The sequence below is a fragment of the Nocardia sp. FBN12 genome (assembly GCF_054031145.1).
In genome coordinates this window covers 2,879,624-2,900,036 of record NZ_CM132926.1, presented here as the reverse complement: position 1 = coordinate 2,900,036, position 20,413 = coordinate 2,879,624, and the positions used below count along the sequence as shown (strand labels likewise).

Sequence of the window (20,413 nt, the reverse complement as noted above, 5' to 3'; positions counted from 1 at the left end):
GCCCGTAGGATGGAGCCTGATGGACCACACGGACCCTTTCCCCCGCCCTATTCCAGTCACGGTGCCGAAGGTGCTAGTGGGCTTAGGTTCGGCGTTGGTTGTCGCCGCCGCGATCGCATCCTTCACCTTCACCGCCACCCTCGCGCGGGTGGCCGGAGTTCCTGAGCATCTGACCTGGTTGTGGCCGGTGGTGGTCGGTCTCACGGTCGCGCTGGTCGCCTGCACCTTCATCACGTTGGTGGGTATACGCGACGAGAAGGCCACCTCCCTGGTGCGGGTCTACGAGTTGTTGCTGGTCGCCGCCGTGCTGTCCAGTATCTGTGGAAACCTGTTGTCCATCTCCCGCGATCCGATCGAGATGGGAACGCTCGGTACCGCGATCGTGGTGTCGGTTCCCCCGGTCTGTCTGATGATCTGCGTGGGGAACTACCTGCTGCTCACGGCGGTCGTTCCCGTCCGAATCGTGGCCGCGATCCGCGAGGACGACTGGCGACTGAGAGTCCTCGGCATACCCAACGCGCCGTTGCCGCCGAAATATTCGAACCTCCCCGACCAGGACAGTGCCTCCTGGTGGGACCAGCACCGAAGTGAGGCAAGGACTCCACCGGCGACACCGAGGACCCGGACATAGGAAACCGGTTGACACAACAGCGAATTCGGCTTTAGCCGGTGCCGACACGACTGCGGCGCCGGCATCAACCCAGCTGTTCGCGGACGAATGCCGCTGCTCGGTCACGGTTGTCGTTGACGAAGTACGCGAAGTGACCGTAGCTCGCCGCGTTCGCGAACCCGGCGGCCGGATCGCCGCCTTGGCAGACACGGTCACCGGCATTGCAGTAGTCGTGCAGGCGGTCGGCGAATTCGGTGAGCGCGCCGAGGCGAAGTGGACCTGTGCCGGACAGGGCGGGATCGAAGCTGCCCCGGTTGTAGGGTTCTGCGCCGTTGAACAACGGGCTGCCGAACAGGACGATGGCGTCGATTCGCGCGGCCGCCCGCGCTGTCAACGCGTCTCGCGCGTCGAGGGAGTTGCCGATAACGCGCGCACCTTGCGAGTAGCCGAGCAGGACGAGCCGCTGGTCGGGGCACGTGGCGGCGATCTCGTTCAGCAACGTGGTGAGATTCGCTACCCCGCGCACCGCACTGTCCGGGTTCATCGAGGCCGGATACTCGAGCTCGGTCACCGTGGTGCGGCGCCCGGATTCCTGGGCGATCCGCCCGCCGAGCGGGGTGAGCAGCAGGCTGCCTGACTGCGGTTCGAGGGTGCCTCGGACAGTGACGACCCGGACCTCCGCGCAGCCGCCGGGGACCGAGTCGGCGGACGCGGCGGGGAGGGCGGGTAGTGCCAGTGCCGCAGCGGCTATTGCGGTCGAATGCACCAGGATTCGAAATCGTCCACGCATTCGGCCACTGTATTGCACCCGGGGGTGGCGAGGACGATGTTGCCGCTGTCGGGTAGCGGCGCCGAGGCCTGAGCGACAGGCCCCTGGTCCCCTCATCGTTCGTCGTGCAGGCGGCGGAAGCGGCTGTCGTGAAAGACCAGGGGCCCGGCCTCGGTTCCGACCGCGACGCGAGTGAGGTGAACGAGCACTACCAGGTGATCCCCGGCGGGGACGCTGGCCGACGGTGTCGCTTCCAGCCATGCGCAGGCCCCGCCGACCAGGAGGGCACCGTCGGTCCCCGCCACCATCGTCAGGTCTCGGAAGCGGTCGCCGTGTTTGGTTCCCAGAGATCGGGCGGCGCTCGTCTGGTCGACGCTGAGCAGGCTCAACCCCAGGCTGGTCGCCCTGCTCAGCGGCGGCCAGGTGCGCGAGGTTCGTTGGACGCAGAAGGAGACGATGGGCGGCGTCAAGGAGACGGGGACAAAGGTGCTGACCGCCATCCCGTGTGCCGTGCCGCCCACCTCTGCGCATATCGCGACGACGGGGCTGGGGAAGGTGGCGAATGCCTGTCGTAGCGAGGGCGGTTCGGTCGGGATCTCGGTGAAACCGTGCGCAGCGGCGGAAAGGGTCATGCCCGATCAGCTCCGGGCAGCGATCGCGTCATGGTGCGGGTCGATGGCGGTGGCGCGGGCGAGGGTGGCCTGCGCCATCTTGATGTGCGCGGCGTCGACGAGGACCCCGTCGACGCCGACGGCACCGCGTCCGTTGGCTTCGGCTTCGCGGTACGCGGCGATATTGCGTTGCGCGAGTGCGATTTCCTCGGGGGTGGGGGAGTAGACAGTGTTGGCGATCGGCACCTGGTTCGGGTGGATCGCCCACTTGCCGGTGTAGCCGAGCAGCGAGGAGCGTCGCGCGTCGCGTTCGTAGCCGGCGAGGTTGCCGTAGTCGGGGAAGGGGGCGTCGATGGCGTCGACGCCGGCGATGCGAGCCGCGACGAGCACCTTGTTGCGGGCGTAGTGCCAGAAGTCACCGGGATAGTCACCGAGCGGTTCGAAGTTGGTGTCCACCCTGGCCCCCTGGGACAGCGAGAAGTCGCCGACACCGAAGATGAGCGCGTCGACCCGCGAGCTGGCGACGGCGATCGCTTCGGCGTTGGCCAGTCCCTCCACTTCCTCGATCAGCACTTCGAGGCGAATACGGTGGGTCAGGCCGAGTTTCGCCTCGAGCTGGGTCAGCAGCACATCGACCCACCACACATCCCGCGCGGTGCAGGCCTTGGGGACCACGATCGTGTGCAGATGTGAACCGGCGCGCGAGACCACCTCGATGATGTCGTCGTGGCACCAGCGGGTGTCGAGACCGTTGATCCGGATCGCGGGCACGGTATCGCCCCAGTCCATCGTGGTCAGCGCGGTGATCGCCTTCTCCCGCGCCTGCTCTTTGAGTGCTTCGGGGGTCGCGTCCTCGAGATCGAGGAACACCAGATCTGCGCCGCTGGCAAGGGCTTTGGCGAACATGTGGTCGTTGCAGGCGGGCAGCGCGAGCTCGGAGCGCCGGATCAGCAGGGTCATCGTCGAATCCTTCGGTGTCGGAAGTTCACAGCACGCCGCGGCTGTGCAGGTCATCGATGTCGTTGTCGCTCAGGCCGAGCAGTTGTCCGTAGACCTCCGCGTTGTGCTCGCCGAGGCGGGGGCCGAGGTGGGACACGCGGCCCTGCGCCTGGGAGAAACGCGGTACCGGTGCTTGCACCGTCATCGTGCCCAGTTCGTCGTCGGCGACCGGGACGAACACCTCGCGGTGGCGCAGCTGCTCGTCCTCGAGCAGGTCGGTGATGTCGTAGACGGGGGCCGCGGCGACCTGCTCGGCGTCGAACACCGCCATCGCCTCCGCGAGGGTCTGTTTCGACACCCACGCCGCGACAACGTCGTCGACCTCGGCAGCCCGCGCCAGCCGACGTTGCGGATCGGAGAACTCGGTATCGGAGATCAGGTCGTCGCGTCCGATCGCGCGGAAGACGCGCAGCGCCAGCGCGGGGGAGCTGCCCGACATGGCCAGCCACTTGCCGTCGGCGGTGCGATAGGTGTTGCGGGGCGCGGAGATGTCCCAGCGGTTGCCCGCTCGCTGCGCGACGATGCCGAGCTGGTCGTAGCTGAGCAGCGTCTGTTCCAGCAGTCGCGTGAGCGGATCGACCAGGTTGATATCGATCAACTGTCCCGGGCCGCCGTGCACATCGCGGTGGTAGAGCGCCATCAGCACGGCGTAGGCGGCATTGAGGGAAGCGACACCGTCGGCCAGCATGAACGGCGGCAGCGTCGGGGGACCGTGCGCCTCACCGGTGATGTGGGCGAATCCGCTCATCGCCTCACCCAGCGTGCCGAAACCGGGGCGCTCGCTCTTGGGGCCGGTCAGCCCGAAGCCGGTGATGTGCAACATCACCAGCTGCTCGTTGACCGCGCGCAGGCGCGGGTAGTCGAGGCCCCATTTCCGTAGCGTCTGTGGCCTGGTGTTGGTCACCACGACATCCGCTGTCGCCGCGAGCCGGCGCAGTAGCTCCTGGCCCTCGGTGACGCGCAGATCCAGGGTGACGGAACGCTTGTTGCGCGACACCGACTTCCACATCAGGCCCACCTCGTCGCGCTGCGCGCCCCAGGTGCGGATCGGATCACCACCGTTGGGCTGCTCGATCTTGATCACCTCGGCGCCGAACTCGCCGAGATAGGTGGCCGCCAGCGGCGCCGCCGCGAGCGTGGCGAAATCGAGCACCCGCACACCGTCGAGCATGGCTCGGCTCATGTCACACCACGGTGCCTGTGTGCGCGGTGCCGCGGACCGGAGACGGCCGGGACAAACCCAGGTGCTCGCGCAGGGTCGTGCCCTCGTAGGCGGTGCGGAACAGTCCGCGCTGCTGCAGCCGCGGCACCACCATCCGGACGACGTCCTCGAAGGAGCCGGGCATGTGGGTGGCGGCGAGAACGAATCCGTCGCAGGCGTCGCCGTGGAACCATTCGGCCATCTGGTCGGCGACCTGGTCGCCGGTGCCGACGAACCGTGGACCCTGCAGCAGGGTGGCTCGGTGGCCCGCCAGGTCCCGTACTGTGACGTTTCCGCCGATGTGGGTACGCAGGTTCTGGACCAGACCGCGGATGCCCGACACCGAGGCGATCAGCTCGTCGGTGACCGGATCGTCGAGATCGTGCTGTGCGAAGTCGTAGTTCATCAATTCCGAGAGCAACGTCAGCGAGGCCATCGGATGCACCAGGTCCTCGAGCAGCATCGCCTCCCGCTCCTTGGCGTGCTGCTCGGATTCCCCGACGACCGCGTAGGCCATCGGGCAGATGCGGACCGAGGCGGGATCGCGGCCCGCGTCGGAGATGCGGGCCTTCTGGTCGGCGTAGTGATTGCGGGCCACTTCCAGGCCGGGGTCGCCGGTGAAGATCAATTCCGCCCAGCGCGAGGCGAATTCGCGGCCACGGCCGGAGGAGCCCGCCTGAATGATCACCGGTCTGCCCTGTGGTGTCCGCGGTACCGTCAGCGGTCCGCGGGCGGAGAAGAAGCGACCCGAGTGGCGCAGTTCGTGCACCTTGTCGGGATCGGCGAAGATGCCTGCGGCGCGGTCGTGCAGGATGGCGTCGTCGTCCCAGGTGTCCCAGAGGCCGCTGACCACATCGAGGAATTCGTCGGCTCGGTCGTAGCGTTCGTCGTGGCCGAGGTGGGCGTCCATCCCGAAGTTCTGCGCCTCGCTGTCGTTGACCGAGGTCACCACATTCCAGGCGGCCCGGCCTGCGGACAGGTGATCGAGGGTGGCGAACGTGCGCGCGACGTGGAACGGCGCGTAGTACGTCGTGGAGTAGGTCGCGCCGAGGCCGATGCGTGAGGTGCTCTGCGCGAGGACGCCGAGGACCACCCCCAAGTCCAGCTTCACCGGGCGTGCGCCATGGCGCACCGCCTCGGCGACGGAGCCGCCGTAGATGCCGGGCATCGCCAGACGGTCGTCGAAGAACATCAGGTCGAAGCAGCCCTCCTCCAGTTGCCGCCCGACTTTCGCGTAGTACGACGCGTCGAGATACCCGTGCTCGGTGGCCGGGTGCCGCCAGGAACCCGAGTAGACCGAGGTGTTGCCCGCCTGCATGAATGCGACCAACGTCATTCGGTCGCCGTTCCTCATCGCCATAATTGGAATCTAGCATCTGACATATCAGATTTCAAACCTGGTACCTCTAGCCTGCTAAACTGCGCCGATGGCAACCAACTCGGTCGACGTCGCAGGCACTGTTCGCGAACGGGCGGCACGTGAACTGCGCGATCGCATCCTGACTGGGGCGTTGCCCGCGGGTGCGCGCATCGATCTGGACGCGATCACCGACGAGTTCGCCACCAGCCGCACGCCCGTGCGTGAGGCATTGCTCGAGCTCTCCTACGAAGGCTTGGTCCGGGTCGCGCCACGCAGTGGGATCACGGTGATCGGGATCAGCCCCGCCGACATCATGGACAGCTTCACCATCCTCGGGGTCCTCACCGGGCAGGCTGCCGCCTGGGCCGCGCAGCGGGCCAGCACGCCTGAGCTGCAGCGGCTGCGCGAGCTCGCCGCCGAGGTCGCCTCGCGATCCGGTGACGACTCCATCGGTGAGGCCAACTGGCGGTTGCATCAGGAAGTCCACCGGGCCGCGCACTCACCACGGCTGCTGACCCAGATCAAACAGGCGGTCCGGGTGGTTCCGTCGAATTTCCTGCGGCTGTTTCCCGACCACGAGCAGCACTCGCTCGACGATCACGACCAGCTGATCGACGCACTGGCCGAGCGTGACGCGCCGCGGGCCCGCGAGATCGCCGAGCGGCACGTGCTCGACGCGGGCCGCTCGCTCACCCAGTGGCTGGAACGCAACGCGACCCCGCGGCTACCGCCTGCGTGACAGGTTCACCTCGCGCCCGGCTGCCGCCAGCGACCTGGCGTTGCAGCGGAAACCTTCGGTCAGCGGGACGGGTCGGGGTGTGGCGTCGGTCGCGGCCAGCGCGCGTGCCTTGAACGCGTGCGCCGCGGCGCTGAGGCGATGGTCCATGCCCTCGACCCGGCACTCGAACTCCGTGGGCAGCGGGTCACCCCACACCACGACTTCGATCAGATCGTTCTCGAGGCAGTTGAGGACGCCGTCACGGACTCGGCTGTCGGACAGCAGGAGATCGGGTGCGACCGCCAGGGCGTCGGGCCAGGTGTGGTGGACAGGGACCGCGAGCGGGCCTTCGAGTTCGAGCACGGTCGCGCCGAGGATGTGCAGGGGCGCCAGACCGGTGACGTCGGTGAGGACGACATTCACGTCCCATCCGGCCATGGAGCGGTCGAACAACCAGCCGCCCGCGTGCTCGACGACCTCGCGTGCGTTGGTCGCCAGGACTGCCAGCCGGTACCGCAACGGGTGTTGATGTGCGTAGGTCCACCAGTTGGTGACCAGACCAGCGTCCTGGGCAACATTCACGAGGTGTCCATTCCGAGAGATCGAAGCGCTATCCGCAGTCCTACTACAACTGCGTCTGATGCGCGGCGAAGTTGCCGAAGCTTTGCGACCAGGGGGCGGCGGCGAGACACCGGCCTGATCAGGGCCGATTTCTGTTCTCGCATGCGAGAATTAGATTACCGCAAATTAGAATGAAACTCTTGACCGCTGGTCCGGTCCGGTGCTAAGCAGGTCGAGCACTGGTAGGCACGAAGGCCTCGACGCTTGAAGGGGATGCGCGATGACGCTGCAAACTATTCTGGACGAAATCCGTGAACGACCCGGAAAAGGCGAGGTCATACCGATCATCGATCCCGTGACCGAAGAGCAGATCACCGAGTTCACCGACTGCGGACCCGAGGCTGTCGACGAGGCGGTTGCCCGGGCGAGGGCCGCGTTCGATTCGGGTGTCTGGCAGGGTCTGCCCGGGCGCGAACGGGCCAAGATCATGTGGCGGATCGCCGACCTCATGGACGCGCACACGGATGAACTCGCCGAGCTGGACTCGCTCAATACGGGAATGCCACTCGCGCAGGCGAAGATGATCATTCCGACCTGCGCCGAGTTCTTCCGCTACTACGCGGGGTGGTGTACCAAACTCAACGGCTCGGCGTACGAGGTGCAGATGACCGGCGGCGTCTCCGGCGCCTACGCCGACCTGCACGCCTACACGCTCAAGGAGCCGTATGGCGTGGTCGGCCTGATCTTCCCGTGGAACGGGCCGGTGTTCAACGCCTGCGCCAAGCTGGCCCCGGCACTCGCGGCCGGGTGCAGCAGTGTGGTCAAGCCCGCCGAGGAGACACCGCTGTCGGCGGTGCTGCTGGCGCGGCTGATCGCCGAGGCGGGCGTGCCGGAGGGCGTGGTGAACTTGCTGACCGGCTACGGACACACCGCGGGCGCCGCGATCACCGCGCACCCGGACGTGGACAAGGTGGCGTTCACCGGTTCCACCGAGGTCGGCAAGCAGATCGTGGCCGCGTCGGCGGGCAACCTCAAGAAGGTGATGCTCGAACTGGGCGGCAAGTCACCGGTGCTGATCTTCGACGACGCCGACCTCGATATGGCGGTGATGATGGCGTCGATGGGGATCTTCATTCACTCCGGGCAGGGCTGCGTCTGCGGCTCCCGGATCTTCGTGCAGCGGGGGGTGTACGAGCGGGTCGTGGAAGGTATCGCGACCGTGGCGAACAACCTGAAGCTGGGTGGGCCGAAGGAAGAGGGCACCATGATCGGCCCGCTGATCAGTGCCAAACAGCTGACCCGGGTGATGGGCTACCTCGACGAGGGCCGGTCCGACGGTGCCGAGGTCGTCACCGGCGGGCACCGCCTCGACCGCAGTGGCTACTTCGTCCACCCGACGGTGCTCACCAATGTGGACCCCGCGACCAGCAGGCTCTACCGGGAGGAGATCTTCGGCCCGGTCGTGACCGTCCTGCCGTTCGACGACGAGGACGAGGCGATCGCGCTGGCCAATGACACCTCCTACGGCCTGGCCGCCACCGTGTGGACGACCAACCTCAGCCGCGGGCACCGGCTCGCGAAGCGGTTGCAGGCCGGGACGGTGTCGCTGAACTGCCAGTTGGTGTTCGACCACGGGGTGCCCTTCGGCGGCTACAAGCAGTCCGGCTGGGGCCACGAGTTCGGGCGCGAAGGCGTCGAGGCGTACATGAAGTCGAAGTCGGTCTGGGCTCAGCTCTGAGTCATCCGGGATCAGCGGCGGACGGGTTGGTCATCCGGTCCGCCGCTGTCTGTCGGGCGAGGTGTACTCGCGACGAGCGGTGGCAGGGAGCTCAGCGAACCGCGAGATCGGTTCCCCGCGCCGCGGCGGTCAGGTCGTCGCGGGTGGTGAATTTGACCCGCGGGCGACCGGTGGAATCGCCGACCGCCTGCTCGGCGGTGTCGATGGCCTTCCAGCCGTCCCGGTCCACCATCTGCGGCTGCCGCGACAGGACCAACTCGCGCAGCGCTTCTCGGTCCGCGTGCGGCGTGGCCAGTTCGCCCTGCAGGAAGTCGGCGATCAGATGTTGCACTGTCTGTTCCGCATCCACTCGATTCGACCCGATCACCCCGCGTGCGCCGCGCTTGATCCAGCCGCTGACGTAGACCCCGGTCAACGGCGCGCCGGCGCTATCGATCACCCGCCCTTCGTGGTTCGGGACGACTCCTCGGCGTTCGTCGAACGGCAGTTCCGGGATCGGCGCACCCCGGTAGCCGACCGACCGCAGTACCAGGCCCGCGGCGATTTCGCCCGTGCGCTCGGTAGCCTCCGCGCTGACCCGACCCGCTGAGTCGGTGAGTACGTTGTGCGCGAATCGCAGGCCGGTGACGCGCCGCTCCCCGAGTACCTGGGTCGGCGAGACGAGGTACCGGAAGACGATCCGTTTGTTGCCCGGTCGCCGTGGTGCCGTGGCGTATTCCTGCGCGAGCGTGTATTTCAGCCGAACCGACGGCTCGAGGGCCGGATCCGCGAGTACGGCGCTGCCGATCTGGTCGAGTTCGATGTCCGCGGACTCCACGACCACGTCCACGCCGTCGAGGTGCGCGAGGGCGAGGAACTCCGGTGAGGTGTACGCCGCCTGGAGCGGCCCGCGCCGGCCCAGTACCACTACTTCGCGAATCCTGCTGTCGCGCAGGGCATTCAGCGCGTGTTCGGCGATATCGGTGCGGGCCAGTTCGGCCGGATCCATCGTGAGCACGCGAGCGACGTCGAGTGCCACGTTGCCGTTGCCGACGATGACGGCGCGCTCGCCGGACAGATCGAAGTCCCGGTCGGCGAAATCGGGGTGCCCGTTGTACCAGGCCACGAACTCCGTCGCCGAATGACTGCCCGGCAGATCCTCGCCGGGAAGGTCCATGCGCCGGTCGGTCGAGGCGCCCGCCGCGTAGATCACCGCGTGGTGATGGCGCAGGAGTTCGTCGTGGGTGAGGTGGTTGCCGATCTCGACATTGAGGTAGTACTGCAGAGTGTCGCGGCGGAACGCGGTCTCGAACATCGATGTCACCGACTTGGTCCCCGCGTGATCCGGTGCCACGCCCGCACGCACCAGACCCCACGGCGTCGGCAGCCGGTCGAACAGTTCTACCTGGGTGTCACCGCGGCGCAGTAACGCGTCCGCCGCGTAGCACGCCGCCGGACCCGCGCCGACGATCGCCACCCGCAAGGTGCCGAGTTCCTTCGGGATGCGCGGCGTCACGACCGGCGGGGTGAACTCCGGCTCGAGCGGATGGCGCACGAAATAGTCGGCGTTGATCTCGCTGTAGCGCTGCAGCGAGGCGCTGAGATCCTCGATGGAGAACACCGCGCCCACCGGGCAGGCGTCGACGCACGCGCCGCAGTCGATGCAGGTCTCGGGATCGATGTGCAGCATCTCGGCGGTCGCGAACTCCGGCTGACCGGGTGTCGGCCGGATGCAGTCGACCGGGCATTCGGCGATGCAGCTGGCGTCGTTGCAGCATCGCTGCGTGATGACGTAGGCCATGGCGGGCAGTCCTTGTCGCGGAGGGTGAGTGGGGCAGGGGGCGGGTCAGTCCAGGAAGAGGTCACGGGTCGGGTTGTCGCCACCGCCGTACCGGGAGAGGTCGTCGATCCCGGCGAACCTCGAGACGGCGTCGGCGTCGAGGAAGCAGTTGCCGGTCACCGTGCGGGCCGGCTGGGCCGTGATCGCGACCGCCGCGTCGGCCATGATCCGGGGGCTGCGCGCGGTCGCGAGCTGGTTGTCGCCGTCGAGCAGGGCCGCGACGGCGGAGGTGGCGATGTAGGTCTGCGGCCACAGACAGTTGAATCCGATTCCGGCGCCGGCGAATTCGGCCGCCCAGCCCTGACTGAGCAAGGTCATCCCGTATTTGGACTGGGTGTAGGCCGGATGGGCGCCGAGCCAGCGGAAGTCGAGGTTGATCGGTGGCGAGATGGTGAGCACCTGCGGGTTGGGGGAGTCGCGCAGGTGCGGCACGCACGCCGCGGTGAGCAGGAAGGTGCCGCGAATGTTGATGTCCTGCATCAGGTCGAAGCGTTTGGCACCGAGTTTCTCGGTGGGGTCGGTGGCGATGGCGCCTGCGTTGTTGACGCACACATCGATCCCGCCGAACCGCTCGATCGCGATCGCCACGGCCCGCGCGACGTCGTCCTCCTCGCGTACGTCGCCGACGGCCGCGGCGGCCCGGCCACCTGCGGCCTCGACCGCGGCGGCGACGGTATGCACCGTGCCGGGGAGCCGCGGATGTGGTGCGGACGTCTTGGCCAGCAGGACGACATTGGCGCCCTGCTCGGCGGCGGCTACGGCGATCGCCGCGCCGATACCCCGGCTGGCTCCGGAAATGAGGACGGTGCGATCGCGCAGCGAGTGGTCGTGGTCGGGCATGGTGCTCCTCGCGTGCCGCCGGGCGGCAATCAGTCATTCTCTTCAGATGGTATTGGTGTTCTCATTCTACGCAAGTAGCATATCCGCATCCGACTTCGAACTACTTGGAGGAACCGTGCGCATCGGCGTGATGATCGGCCCGGAGAAGGGCGACTCGGGGCGCAAGCTCGAACGGATGCTGCGCGATATCGCGTGGGCGGAGTCGGCAGGGCTCGACACGGCCTGGATTCCGCAGGTGCCCAACGACTTCGACGCCCTGATCACCGTCACGGCGATGGGACTGGCCACCACCCGGATCGAACTGGGTACCGCCGTGGTCCCGCTGCAGGCTCAGCACCCGATCGCGCTGGCGCGACAGGCGCTGTCGGCGCACGCGGCGGCAGGGGGCAGGCTCGCCCTCGGCGTCGGGCCGTCGCACCACTGGATCATCCGCGACATGCTCGGTCTGCCGTACGAGAAGCCGGCGGCCTACACGCGCGACTATCTCGAGGTGCTGGCCGCCGGACTCGCGGGCACCGGCTCGGTGGACGTGGAGAACGGCACCTTCACGGTGCACAATCCGCTCGATCTCGGTCCGGTAGCGCCGGTTCCGGTCCTGGTCGCCGCGCTGGGTCCGGTGATGCTGCGCATCGCCGGGGAGCGGGCCGACGGCACCGTGCTCTGGATGGCGGACGAACGCGCCGTCGCCGAGCATGTGGTGCCGAAGATCAACAAGGCCGCCGCCGACGCGGGCAGAGCCGCGCCGCGCGTGGTCGTCGGGTTGCCGGTGTGTCTGTGCACGGCCGGGCAGGTGGACGAGGCGCGAGCGCGGGCGAACCGAATTCTCGGCGAGGCGGAGGTCTCGCCCAACTATCAGCGGCTGCTCGATCAAGGCGACGCGCGCACCATCGGCGATCTGTGTATCGCGGGAAACGAGGAGGCCATCGCGGCCGGACTCCGCCGGTATGCCGATGCCGGTGCCACCGACATCTCGGTGCGTTTGCTTCCGATCGGCGACGATCGGGACGCGCTGGTCGCCTCCAAGCGGCGAACCAGGGAGATGATCGCCGACCTGGCGGGTCGGCTGCGCTGACGGCCGCACCCCGGCGGGGCGCGGCCGCTGGGTTCACTCGTACTCGACGACGGCGCCGTCGGAGTCCGGAACAGCCTGGCAGGTCAGCACATAGCCGTCGGCGACCTCGTCGTCGGTCAAGGCGTTGTTGTTGCGCATGGTCGCGTGGCCCGAGCTCATTTTCGCCATGCAGGTCGCGCAATTTCCCTGCTCGCAGGAGAACGGCGGCGCGAGGCCACCGCGTCTGGCGCTCTCCAGTAGCGTCTCACCGGCCTTGCGCGGGACCGACTTCTTCTTGCCGTTCAGGATCACCGTGACGGTGCCGCCGGAATCCGCCCCCGGTTCGACGGCGTTCGCTGATTTCGATGCGGCCGCCGGGTCGACGGGTGTGCCGAACCGCTCGCTGAAGACGAGGCCGGGGCCGGGAAGTGACTGTTCCACCAGGTCCATGAATGCCTCGGGGCCGCAGATGTAGTGGTCGCCGTGCGCATCGGCGCCGACGAACGCGGTGACGGCCGCGCGGTCGAGAAACCCGCGCTCGCTGTCGAGATGCCGGACCACCTCGAGCCGGTCCGGATGGCGGGCGAGCAGATCGCTGAACGCGTCGTCGAACAGCACGGACGCTGGGTCGCGGTCCGCGCACAGCAGCCGGACCCGCCGGGTGGTTCCCGCCAGCGCCGCTTTGGTGAGTGACAGGATCGGCGTGATGCCGCTGCCGCCGCTGAAGCCGAGCAGCGGAACATCGGTGTCGCGCAGGCAGAACCGGCCCGCGGCTCTGGACAGCTCCACCTCGTCGCCCGCGGTGAGGGTGTCGAGCATCCAGTTGGACACGGCACCGCCGGGTACGCGCTTGACCGTGGTCATGATCTCGCCGTCGGTCTCCGGTGCGCTCGACATCGAGTAGGACCGCAAGCGCACGGTGCCGCCCACGGTGACCCGGAAGGTGCAGAACTGCCCGGCCCGGTAGTCCAGTGGCCCGTCATGCGGGTCGAGCACGAATGTCCGCGCGTCCGCGCTCTCGGTCACGACCCTGGTCACTGTCGCGCGCAGAAATGACGAGAGTGTCGCCATGGTCCACCTCTTCCTGGTATTAAGATTCTATCGAAATGAGAATAGTATTCTCTCTCATGAGACGGGAACCTTCCAAGATGTCCGACGCTGTGCCGAGCGCGCTCGTATTCGAGGGACGGGCCTACACCGGAGTCGAGCTCGACGAGCTGGCGGCCGGGTTGGCCGACGAGCTGACAGGACGCGGCGTCCGGGCGGGCGAGCGGGTGGCGCTCATGTCGTCCAACCGGCCCGAATTCGTGGTGGCTGTCCTGGCGGTATGGCGCCTCGGCGCCTGCGTCGTCCTGATCAGCCCCGCCTGGAAGCGGGACGAGGTCGCGCACGCGCTCGCCGTCACCAGTGCGGTTCACGCACTCGGTGACTGCGCCGTGCTCGGCGAGCTGCTACCGATGCGGTACCTGGGCGACCCCATCGAACCCGCCGAAGTCACCGCGGTCCGATCGGATCCGGCATCGGATGCGGTGCTCGTGTTCAGCTCCGGCACCACGGGGATGCCGAAGGCGGTGCGGCACACCCACGATTCGGTGGCAGTGGCCGTACGGCAATGGACCGAGGTGCTCGGCCTGTCCGGCACCGATCGAATCCAGGTGGCCACCCCGCCCTCGCACATCCTCGGCCTGCTCAACATTCTCACCGCGCTGCGGGCGGGGGCCTGGATGCGGCTGCACCGGCGCTTCGACCTGAACGCGATGCTGGCCTGTATCCAGGACGACCGCATCACCATCGAGATGGCCGTCGCGCCGATCGCGATCGCCCTCGCCGCGCACCCCGATCTCGAACGCTACGACCTGAGTTCGCTGCGCTACATCATGTGGGGCGCCACCCCGGTGACGGCGAGTGTCGCCGAAACGGTGACCGCGCGCAGCGGAGTGCGGTGGCTGCCCGCCTACGGTGCCAGCGAACTGCCGGTCATCGCGTGCAATCCGCTCGACGGAGCGCGGCTGGACTCGGTCGGCAAGGCAGCGCCCGGAGTCCGCCTCCGGGTGGTCGACCTCGAGACCGGAAAACCGGTGGGGCCGGGGGAGACCGGGGAGATCCAGTGCCGGTCGCGGTCGCTGATGGCGGGCTATCTGCCCGCCGAGGCGACCACGGAGGCATTCGACGGCGCGTGGTACCGGACCGGCGATGTCGGGCACGTCGATGCCGACGGCTGGGTACGGATCACCGACCGGGCCAAGGAGATGATCAAGGTGCGCGGTTTCCAGGTCGCACCCGCCGAGATCGAGGCGGTTCTGCACGGGCACCCCAAGGTCGTCGACTGCGCGGTGTTCGGAACCCCCGACCCACGAGACGGTGAAGCCGTGGTGGCCGCGGTCGCCGTGCTCGACGGCGTCACCGCCGACGAGCTCAGCACGCTGGTCGGCGAACGGCTGGCTTCCTACAAGCGGCCCCGTCGCATCGTGTTCGTACCCGAGATCCCGCGCCTGCCTTCGGGCAAGGTGCTCCGACGAGTCCTCGAGGAGCGTCATGGACGTCCGACTGACCAGTGAGCAGCGCCAGCTGCGTGAGGCCGCCGCGCGGCTGGCCGACGAGCTCGGTCCGAGCTCGGTCGCCGAGCTCGACAATGCGAGCAGGATCGCCCGGCTCGAGAAGGCAGTGGAAACCGCGGGGTGGCGCAACCTGCGGTCCGACGGTGCCTCCGGGGTCGAAATAGCGCTCGTCACAGAGGAATTCGCGCGCGGTCTGGTCGACGTCGCCTTCCTGGGGCCGGTCTTGGCCGACGATCTGCGTGGGGGCGTCGACGGTCGATGGACTCTCGGTGTCGGCACCCGCGCGGTCGACGCCGCAGACCGTGATCGGGCATTGCTGCTCGACGACAGGCAGCTGTTCGGCCGCGGGGTCGGGAAAGCGTTGCCCGGTGCCGATCTCACCAGGCGCACCGCCGAACTCACCGGCCCACCGGAATTGCTCGGCGAGCTGTCGCCGCACCAGCTGATCCACTGGCAGGCGCTGGCAGTCACCACGACGACCGCGGATCTGCTCGGCGCGGCGCGCGGAACACAGCGGCTGGCGGTGGACTACGCCAAACTGCGCGAGCAATACGGTCACGCCATCGGCTCGTATCAAGCGGTGGCGCATCTGCTGGCCGAGGGCCAGGCGCTGATCGAGGGCGCGATCAGCGTCTTGCGCTACGCCGCATGGGCCGTCGACGAATTGCCGCCCGCCGAGGCGTTGCGCGCGGCGCGGGTCGCCAAGGTCTACACCAGTCGCGCCGCTTCGACGGTGTGCGAGACCTCGATTCAGGTACACGGCGGCATCGGCAACACCTGGGAGTGCCTGGCCCATGTGTACTTGCGCCGGGTGCTGACCTCGACCGAACTGTTCGCCACCCGTCTGGAGGAAATCGACTGTGGACTATCGTGATTCGCCCGAAGAGGCCGCGTTCCGTGCTCGGCTGCGGGAGTGGCTGGCCGGGAGTGCCGCGTCGTTTCCCTCCGCCGGTGACGAGTACTGGGCCAAGGCGGGTGACTGGCACCGGGCACTGTACGGCGCGGGCTTCTTCGGACTCTCCTGGCCGAAGAAATTCGGCGGTCACGCGCTGGCGCCGGTGTACGACGTCATCCTGGACGAGGAACTGACCGCAGCCGGTGCGCCGCAACGGCCCAGTCTCGGGTATCTGGTGCACGGCCTCGGCGCGCACGCGAGTCCTGAACTGCAGCAACGTTTTCTGCCCGGCATGATCGACGGTTCACAGCGCTGGTGCCAGGGTTTCAGTGAGCCGGACGCGGGTTCGGACCTGGCCTCGCTGCGCACGACGGCGACCCGCGACGGCGACGACTACGTCCTGCACGGGCACAAGGTCTGGACCAGCTACTCCGATGTCGCCGATTGGTGTCTGCTGCTCGCGCGCACTGATCCGGACGCACCTCGGCACAAGGGCATTTCGGGATTCATCGTCTCGATGCATCAGCAAGGGGTTCAGCAGCAGCCGTTGCGGATGATCAGCGGCGTCACCCGCGAGTTCGGGCAGGTGCGGTTCGACGGTGCGCGGGTGCCTGCCGACCGGATGGTCGGCGCACCCGGCGACGGGTGGAAGCTCGCCATGACAGTGGTCGGGCACGAACGTGAACCCGCCACACTGGGTTTCGCGGCCCGCTACGCGAAGACGGTACGACAGCTCGAGTCCAGGGTGAGCGGACCGGTGCCCGGCGAACTCGCTTGGGCCGCAGTGCAATCGGAGATGCTCCGGCTGCACGTTCGGCGCCGGCTCTCCGAGCAGCTCGACGGTCTCGTGCACGGTCCGGACGGTTCACTCGACAAGCTGCTGATGACCTGGGTCGAGCAATCCGTCGGCCACGCGGCACTCGCGGTCGCGGGCACCGACGACGACGAGATGTTCGGCAGCTACCTCTACAGCCGCGCCCAGAGCGTCATGGGCGGAACGTCGCAGATCCAGAAGAACATCATCGCCACGCGCATCCTCGACCTAGGAGCCTGACATGTACGACCTGCCCACCGAGATCAGCGTCGAGGCCGACGGCCCGTTGCGGATCATCACGCTCAACCGGCCCGACGCGCTCAACGCTGTCAACGACGCGCTGCACTCGGGCCTGGCGGCACTCTGGCCACAGCTCACCGCCGACCGCGCGGCACGGGCCGCGGTGCTCACCGGCGCGGGCAAGGCGTTCTCCGCCGGCGGAGACTTCGCCTATCTCGCCGAACTGTCCCGCGATTGCGAGCTGCGCGCCAAGACCATCGCGCACGGCCGCGAGATCGTGCTCGGGATGGTTCGCTGCCGGGTGCCGGTGATCGCCGCGGTGAACGGCCCCGCGGTCGGGCTCGGCTGCAGTCTGGTGGCGCTGAGCGACATCGCCTACATCGCCGAGGACGCCTACCTCAAAGACCCGCACGTGCAGGTCGGCCTGGTCGCCGCGGACGGTGGTCCGCTCACCTGGCCGCTGCACACCAGTCTGATGCTGGCCAAGGAATATGCCTTGACCGGAGCGAAGATTCCCGCTGAACGGGCTCGCGAGATGGGTTTGGTGAACCACGTGGTGGCCGACCCGCTGACCGAGGCGCTGGCTTGCGCGAAACGTGTTCTGGAACTGCCGAGGCAGGCCGTGGAGAGCACCAAGCGACTGCTGAACCTGCATCTCGAGCGTGCCGTGCTCGCCACGCTCGACTACGCGAACGCGGCCGAGGACATCTCGTTCCAGACGGCGGATTTCCGCACGATCATCGACCGCCTCACCGCCGGGAAGTAGCGCGCAGCGGTGCACCGGAGGGCTGGGACAGCTCCGGTTCCCTCCGGTGCGGCGCCGGTTCGACGCGTCATCGGCCTACTTCGGCGGAAACCGCAGCGCACCGTCGAGGCGGATGACTTCGCCGTTGAGATAGTCGTTCTCGACAATGGCGGTCGCCAGCTGGGCGTACTCGTCGGAGCGCCCCATCCGCTTGGGGAACGGCACCTGCGGGCCCCAATAGCCTTCGAGCTTGTCGGCGGACTTGCCGTACGCGGGAGTGTTGACGGTGCCGGGGGCGATGGTGACCACCCGGATACCCAGTGGCGAGAGGTCGCGGGCGGCGACCAGCGTCATGGCGGCGACGCCACCCTTCGCGGCGGCGTAGGGCAGCTGGCCGATCTGGCCTTCGTAGGCCGCGATGGAGGCAGTGTTCACGATCACCCCGCGGGCGCCTTCGGCCAGCGGTTCGGTCGTGGCCATCGCTTCGGCGGACAGGCGCAGCACGTTGAACACCGCGGTCAGGTAGTACTCGATGGTGGTGCGGAAGCCCGCCAGCTCGAGCGCCGAGCCGTCCTTGCCGATCAGTCGGCCGCCGGTCGCGGGGCCACCGTGGGTGTCGACCGCGATGCGCAGCGGACCGAGCGATTGCGCTTGCGCGACCGCCGCGCGCACTGAATCCTCCTGCGTGGCATCGGTATGGACGTAGCGGATGCCGAGCTCGTCGACCAACTCCTTGCCCTTGTCGTCGGCGACGTCGGCGACGACCACTTTCGCGCCCGCGGCATGTAGTCGCCGCACGGTCGCCTCACCGAGGCCGCCGGTGCCGCCGACCACGAGCGCGGAACTTCCACTGATCTGCATGTAGCGATCCCTCCTTGTGAATAACAATCTCAGTAGGAGAGAATACTATTCTCATACCGAGCAGTCAGCCCTTTACCGGCAATCCATCAGGAGGCCTCCATGCCCGAAGCTGTCATCGTCTCCGCGCTGCGGACGCCCATCGGCACGGCCCGAAAGGGGACACTGCGCGACACCACCGCGTTCGACCTCGCCCACCACGTCGTCGGTGCGGTGGCCAAGGATCTCGACGCCGACCGAATCGACGACGTGATCCTCGGGGAAGGTCGCTACGGCGGTGGCGTGCTCGCGCGGCACGCGGCCGTCACCGCGGGGCTGACGGCAGCGCCGGGTCTGGCGCAGAACCGGCACTGCGCGGCGGGAATGTCGGCCGTGCAGACGGCGGCGGCGAGTATCAGGGCCGGGATGGACGAATTGGTGATCGCCGGTGGCGTGAACAGCGAATCGACTGCTCCGCGCGCGCGATTCAGGGTCGGACCCGACGAGTGGATCGACCCGTGGGTCTCGCCGAGTCACCCGGATCGCCCGGATGCCCCGGCCATGGACATGTCCATCACGGTCGGCTGGAACACCGCGGTGCGGGCCGGGCTCACCCGTGACGACATGGACCAGTGGGCCCTTCGCTCCCATCGCCATGCGATCGCCGCTATCGACGCGGGCCTTTTCAAGGACGAGATCGTCGCCGTCGAGACGCCGCACGGAGTCTTCGACACCGATGAGCATCCGCGCCGCGACACCAGCCTGGAGCGGCTGGCATCACTGAAAGTGCTGCACCCGGAAATAGCCGGCTTCTCGATCACCGCGGGCAACGCGTCGGGGGCCAACGACGGTGCGGCCGCACTGGCGATCGCCTCCGAACGGCTCGGTCTGCCCGCGCTCGCCTATATCCGGGGGTGGGCATCGGTCGGCGTCGACCCCGCGTTCACCGGGCTGGCGTCGATCGAGGCGATCACGAAGGCGGTTCGCCGGGCCGGGATCTCGCTGGCGTCGGTTCGGCTGCTCGAGATCAACGAGGCGTTCGCCTCGGTGCCGCTCGCGGCGATCCGGGCACTCGACCTGGATCCGGAGACTGTGAACTACAGCGGCAGCGGGTGCTCGCTCGGCCATCCGGTGGCGGCGACCGGAGCCAGGATGATCGTCACCCTGGTCCACGAATTGCGCCGTCGCGGTGGTGGATTCGGTATCGCCGCGATGTGTGCCGGCGGCGGCATGGGATCGGCGACGGTGATCGAGGTGCCTGCGGGCTGAGCATGTAGCCGATGCTGCGACAGCGAACGCCCGGCGGACCGGTTCACCGACCCGCCGGGCGTTCGCGGACTCAGGAGCGGGCGAACCCGTGGGCGCAGAAGTTCCAGACTTCGGCGGCCGTGATCGGATACTGGGTCTCCTCGTCGACCGCGCCGGTGGACTGGGCGGTGAACATGACAGTCTGCATCACCATGGCCGCGGCTCGCCGGGTGTTCATGTCGGGACCGATCTCGTCTGCTTCCTTGGCGAGTTCCATCAATTCGGTGAACAGGGCCAAAACCGGCGCGTGCGCGACTTTGACGTGCCCCGGGTGCGAAACCAGCAGCTGCGGCGCGAAGTCGGTGAACAGCGGTCGTTGCGCGGCCGGATCCGGCCGGCACAACTCGAACAGCAATTCGACGGTGACCTGGAGCTTGTCCATCGGATCGGTCTGCCCGTCGGCGGCAGCGCGCAACTGTTCCGACGTGCGCGCCAGCGCGTCTTCGAACAGGGCGAGCAGCAGTTCGTGTTTGCCGTCGAACTGCAGATAGAAGCTGCGCAGCGACTGGCGGGACCGGTCGACGACCTCCTGCACGGTGAAGTCGGTACTGCCCTTCTCCGTGATGATGGCCTGGGCGGCATCGAGGAAGCGTTGCACCCGCTCCTCGGCACGCAGCGTCGCGGTACGGAGCGACCGTTCGACCGCGCGCTGCTTCCAGGCGGGTTTCTCGCTCGGGCTGGTCACGGGCGCCTCGATCCCCGGACATGCGAAGAGAACATGGATGCACTGTACCGGAGA

The 20,413-nt window shown here is 68.0% G+C and carries 20 protein-coding genes; 9 read left to right on the top strand and 11 right to left on the bottom strand.

What is annotated here, in order from left to right; all coding sequences use genetic code 11:
- Positions 1-70: 70 nt before the first annotated feature.
- A complete protein-coding gene (locus ACWZHB_RS14060; RefSeq protein WP_427908384.1) occupies positions 71-631 on the top strand; it encodes a DUF2637 domain-containing protein in 561 nt (186 codons plus the stop codon).
- 64 nt (positions 632-695) lie between these two features.
- On the opposite strand, the gene ACWZHB_RS14055 is transcribed toward ACWZHB_RS14060, so the two are convergent.
- From ACWZHB_RS14055 to ACWZHB_RS14035, 5 genes are all read right to left on the bottom strand, one after another.
- The gene (locus tag ACWZHB_RS14055) at positions 696-1,400 is read right to left on the bottom strand and encodes a cutinase family protein (RefSeq protein WP_427908383.1); all 705 of its coding nucleotides are present in this window, start codon (positions 1,398-1,400) and stop codon (positions 696-698) included.
- Between the two features lie 92 nt (positions 1,401-1,492).
- Complete coding sequence (locus tag ACWZHB_RS14050; RefSeq protein ID WP_427908382.1) at positions 1,493-2,011, bottom strand: flavin reductase family protein; 519 nt, start codon at positions 2,009-2,011, stop codon at positions 1,493-1,495.
- A 6-nt stretch (positions 2,012-2,017) separates the two neighbouring features.
- Positions 2,018-2,950, bottom strand: a complete 933-nt coding sequence (locus ACWZHB_RS14045; protein ID WP_427908381.1) for an HpcH/HpaI aldolase/citrate lyase family protein — start codon at positions 2,948-2,950, stop codon at positions 2,018-2,020.
- Between the two features lie 25 nt (positions 2,951-2,975).
- Positions 2,976-4,160 (bottom strand): CaiB/BaiF CoA transferase family protein, encoded by a 1,185-nt coding sequence (locus ACWZHB_RS14040; RefSeq protein ID WP_427909162.1) that lies wholly within the window; start codon positions 4,158-4,160, stop codon positions 2,976-2,978.
- Positions 4,161-4,173: 13 nt separating this feature from the next.
- Positions 4,174-5,544: an LLM class flavin-dependent oxidoreductase gene (locus ACWZHB_RS14035; protein WP_427908380.1), complete on the bottom strand. Its 1,371-nt coding sequence runs from the start codon at positions 5,542-5,544 to the stop codon at positions 4,174-4,176.
- Between the two features lie 73 nt (positions 5,545-5,617).
- On the opposite strand from ACWZHB_RS14035, the gene ACWZHB_RS14030 reads away from it, so the two are divergent.
- Positions 5,618-6,289 (top strand): GntR family transcriptional regulator, encoded by a 672-nt coding sequence (locus tag ACWZHB_RS14030; protein ID WP_427908379.1) that lies wholly within the window; start codon positions 5,618-5,620, stop codon positions 6,287-6,289.
- On the opposite strand, the gene ACWZHB_RS14025 is transcribed toward ACWZHB_RS14030, so the two are convergent.
- Entirely contained in the window at positions 6,275-6,850 is a 576-nt protein-coding gene (locus tag ACWZHB_RS14025; protein ID WP_427908378.1) for a hypothetical protein, read from the bottom strand. The genes ACWZHB_RS14030 and ACWZHB_RS14025 overlap by 15 nt on opposite strands.
- A 259-nt stretch (positions 6,851-7,109) precedes the next feature.
- Here ACWZHB_RS14025 and ACWZHB_RS14020 point away from each other — a divergent pair, with 259 nt between their 5' ends.
- A complete protein-coding gene (locus ACWZHB_RS14020) occupies positions 7,110-8,567 on the top strand; it encodes an aldehyde dehydrogenase family protein (RefSeq protein ID WP_427908377.1) in 1,458 nt (485 codons plus the stop codon).
- Positions 8,568-8,658: 91 nt separating this feature from the next.
- Here the strand turns inward: ACWZHB_RS14020 and ACWZHB_RS14015 are convergent, their stop codons facing one another.
- Together ACWZHB_RS14015 and ACWZHB_RS14010 are read right to left on the bottom strand one after the other, a co-directional pair.
- On the bottom strand, positions 8,659-10,347 hold the full coding sequence (locus tag ACWZHB_RS14015) for an FAD-dependent oxidoreductase (protein ID WP_427908376.1): 1,689 nt from the start codon (positions 10,345-10,347) through the stop codon (positions 8,659-8,661).
- A gap of 45 nt (positions 10,348-10,392) precedes the next feature.
- Entirely contained in the window at positions 10,393-11,226 is an 834-nt protein-coding gene (locus ACWZHB_RS14010; protein ID WP_427908375.1) for an SDR family oxidoreductase, read from the bottom strand.
- Between the two features lie 115 nt (positions 11,227-11,341).
- Between ACWZHB_RS14010 and ACWZHB_RS14005 the strand changes: the two genes are divergently transcribed.
- A complete protein-coding gene (locus tag ACWZHB_RS14005; protein WP_427908374.1) occupies positions 11,342-12,298 on the top strand; it encodes a TIGR03564 family F420-dependent LLM class oxidoreductase in 957 nt (318 codons plus the stop codon).
- Between the two features lie 33 nt (positions 12,299-12,331).
- Here ACWZHB_RS14005 and ACWZHB_RS14000 read toward each other — a convergent pair whose 3' ends face one another.
- Positions 12,332-13,348, bottom strand: coding sequence for a 2Fe-2S iron-sulfur cluster-binding protein (locus ACWZHB_RS14000; RefSeq protein ID WP_427908373.1), 1,017 nt, complete (start codon positions 13,346-13,348; stop codon positions 12,332-12,334).
- A gap of 56 nt (positions 13,349-13,404) precedes the next feature.
- On the opposite strand from ACWZHB_RS14000, the gene ACWZHB_RS13995 reads away from it, so the two are divergent.
- From ACWZHB_RS13995 to ACWZHB_RS13980, 4 genes are read left to right on the top strand one after another with little or no spacing between them, the layout of a single operon-like run.
- A complete protein-coding gene (locus ACWZHB_RS13995; RefSeq protein WP_427908372.1) occupies positions 13,405-14,835 on the top strand; it encodes a class I adenylate-forming enzyme family protein in 1,431 nt (476 codons plus the stop codon).
- Positions 14,813-15,709 carry an acyl-CoA dehydrogenase family protein gene (locus ACWZHB_RS13990; protein ID WP_427908371.1) on the top strand — a complete coding sequence of 299 codons (897 nt, stop codon included), beginning with the start codon at positions 14,813-14,815 and terminating at the stop codon, positions 15,707-15,709. The genes ACWZHB_RS13995 and ACWZHB_RS13990 overlap by 23 nt, the downstream gene beginning before the upstream one ends.
- A complete protein-coding gene (locus tag ACWZHB_RS13985; protein WP_427908370.1) occupies positions 15,696-16,784 on the top strand; it encodes an acyl-CoA dehydrogenase family protein in 1,089 nt (362 codons plus the stop codon). The genes ACWZHB_RS13990 and ACWZHB_RS13985 overlap by 14 nt, the downstream gene beginning before the upstream one ends.
- Before the next feature lies 1 nt (position 16,785).
- The gene (locus ACWZHB_RS13980) at positions 16,786-17,550 is read left to right on the top strand and encodes an enoyl-CoA hydratase/isomerase family protein (protein WP_427908369.1); all 765 of its coding nucleotides are present in this window, start codon (positions 16,786-16,788) and stop codon (positions 17,548-17,550) included.
- 75 nt (positions 17,551-17,625) lie between these two features.
- Here the strand turns inward: ACWZHB_RS13980 and ACWZHB_RS13975 are convergent, their stop codons facing one another.
- Complete coding sequence (locus ACWZHB_RS13975) at positions 17,626-18,390, bottom strand: SDR family NAD(P)-dependent oxidoreductase (RefSeq protein ID WP_427908368.1); 765 nt, start codon at positions 18,388-18,390, stop codon at positions 17,626-17,628.
- A 99-nt stretch (positions 18,391-18,489) separates the two neighbouring features.
- On the opposite strand from ACWZHB_RS13975, the gene ACWZHB_RS13970 reads away from it, so the two are divergent.
- Complete coding sequence (locus ACWZHB_RS13970) at positions 18,490-19,635, top strand: thiolase family protein (protein ID WP_427908367.1); 1,146 nt, start codon at positions 18,490-18,492, stop codon at positions 19,633-19,635.
- A 70-nt stretch (positions 19,636-19,705) separates the two neighbouring features.
- Here the strand turns inward: ACWZHB_RS13970 and ACWZHB_RS13965 are convergent, their stop codons facing one another.
- Complete coding sequence (locus tag ACWZHB_RS13965) at positions 19,706-20,359, bottom strand: TetR/AcrR family transcriptional regulator (protein WP_427908366.1); 654 nt, start codon at positions 20,357-20,359, stop codon at positions 19,706-19,708.
- Positions 20,360-20,413 lie beyond the last annotated feature (54 nt).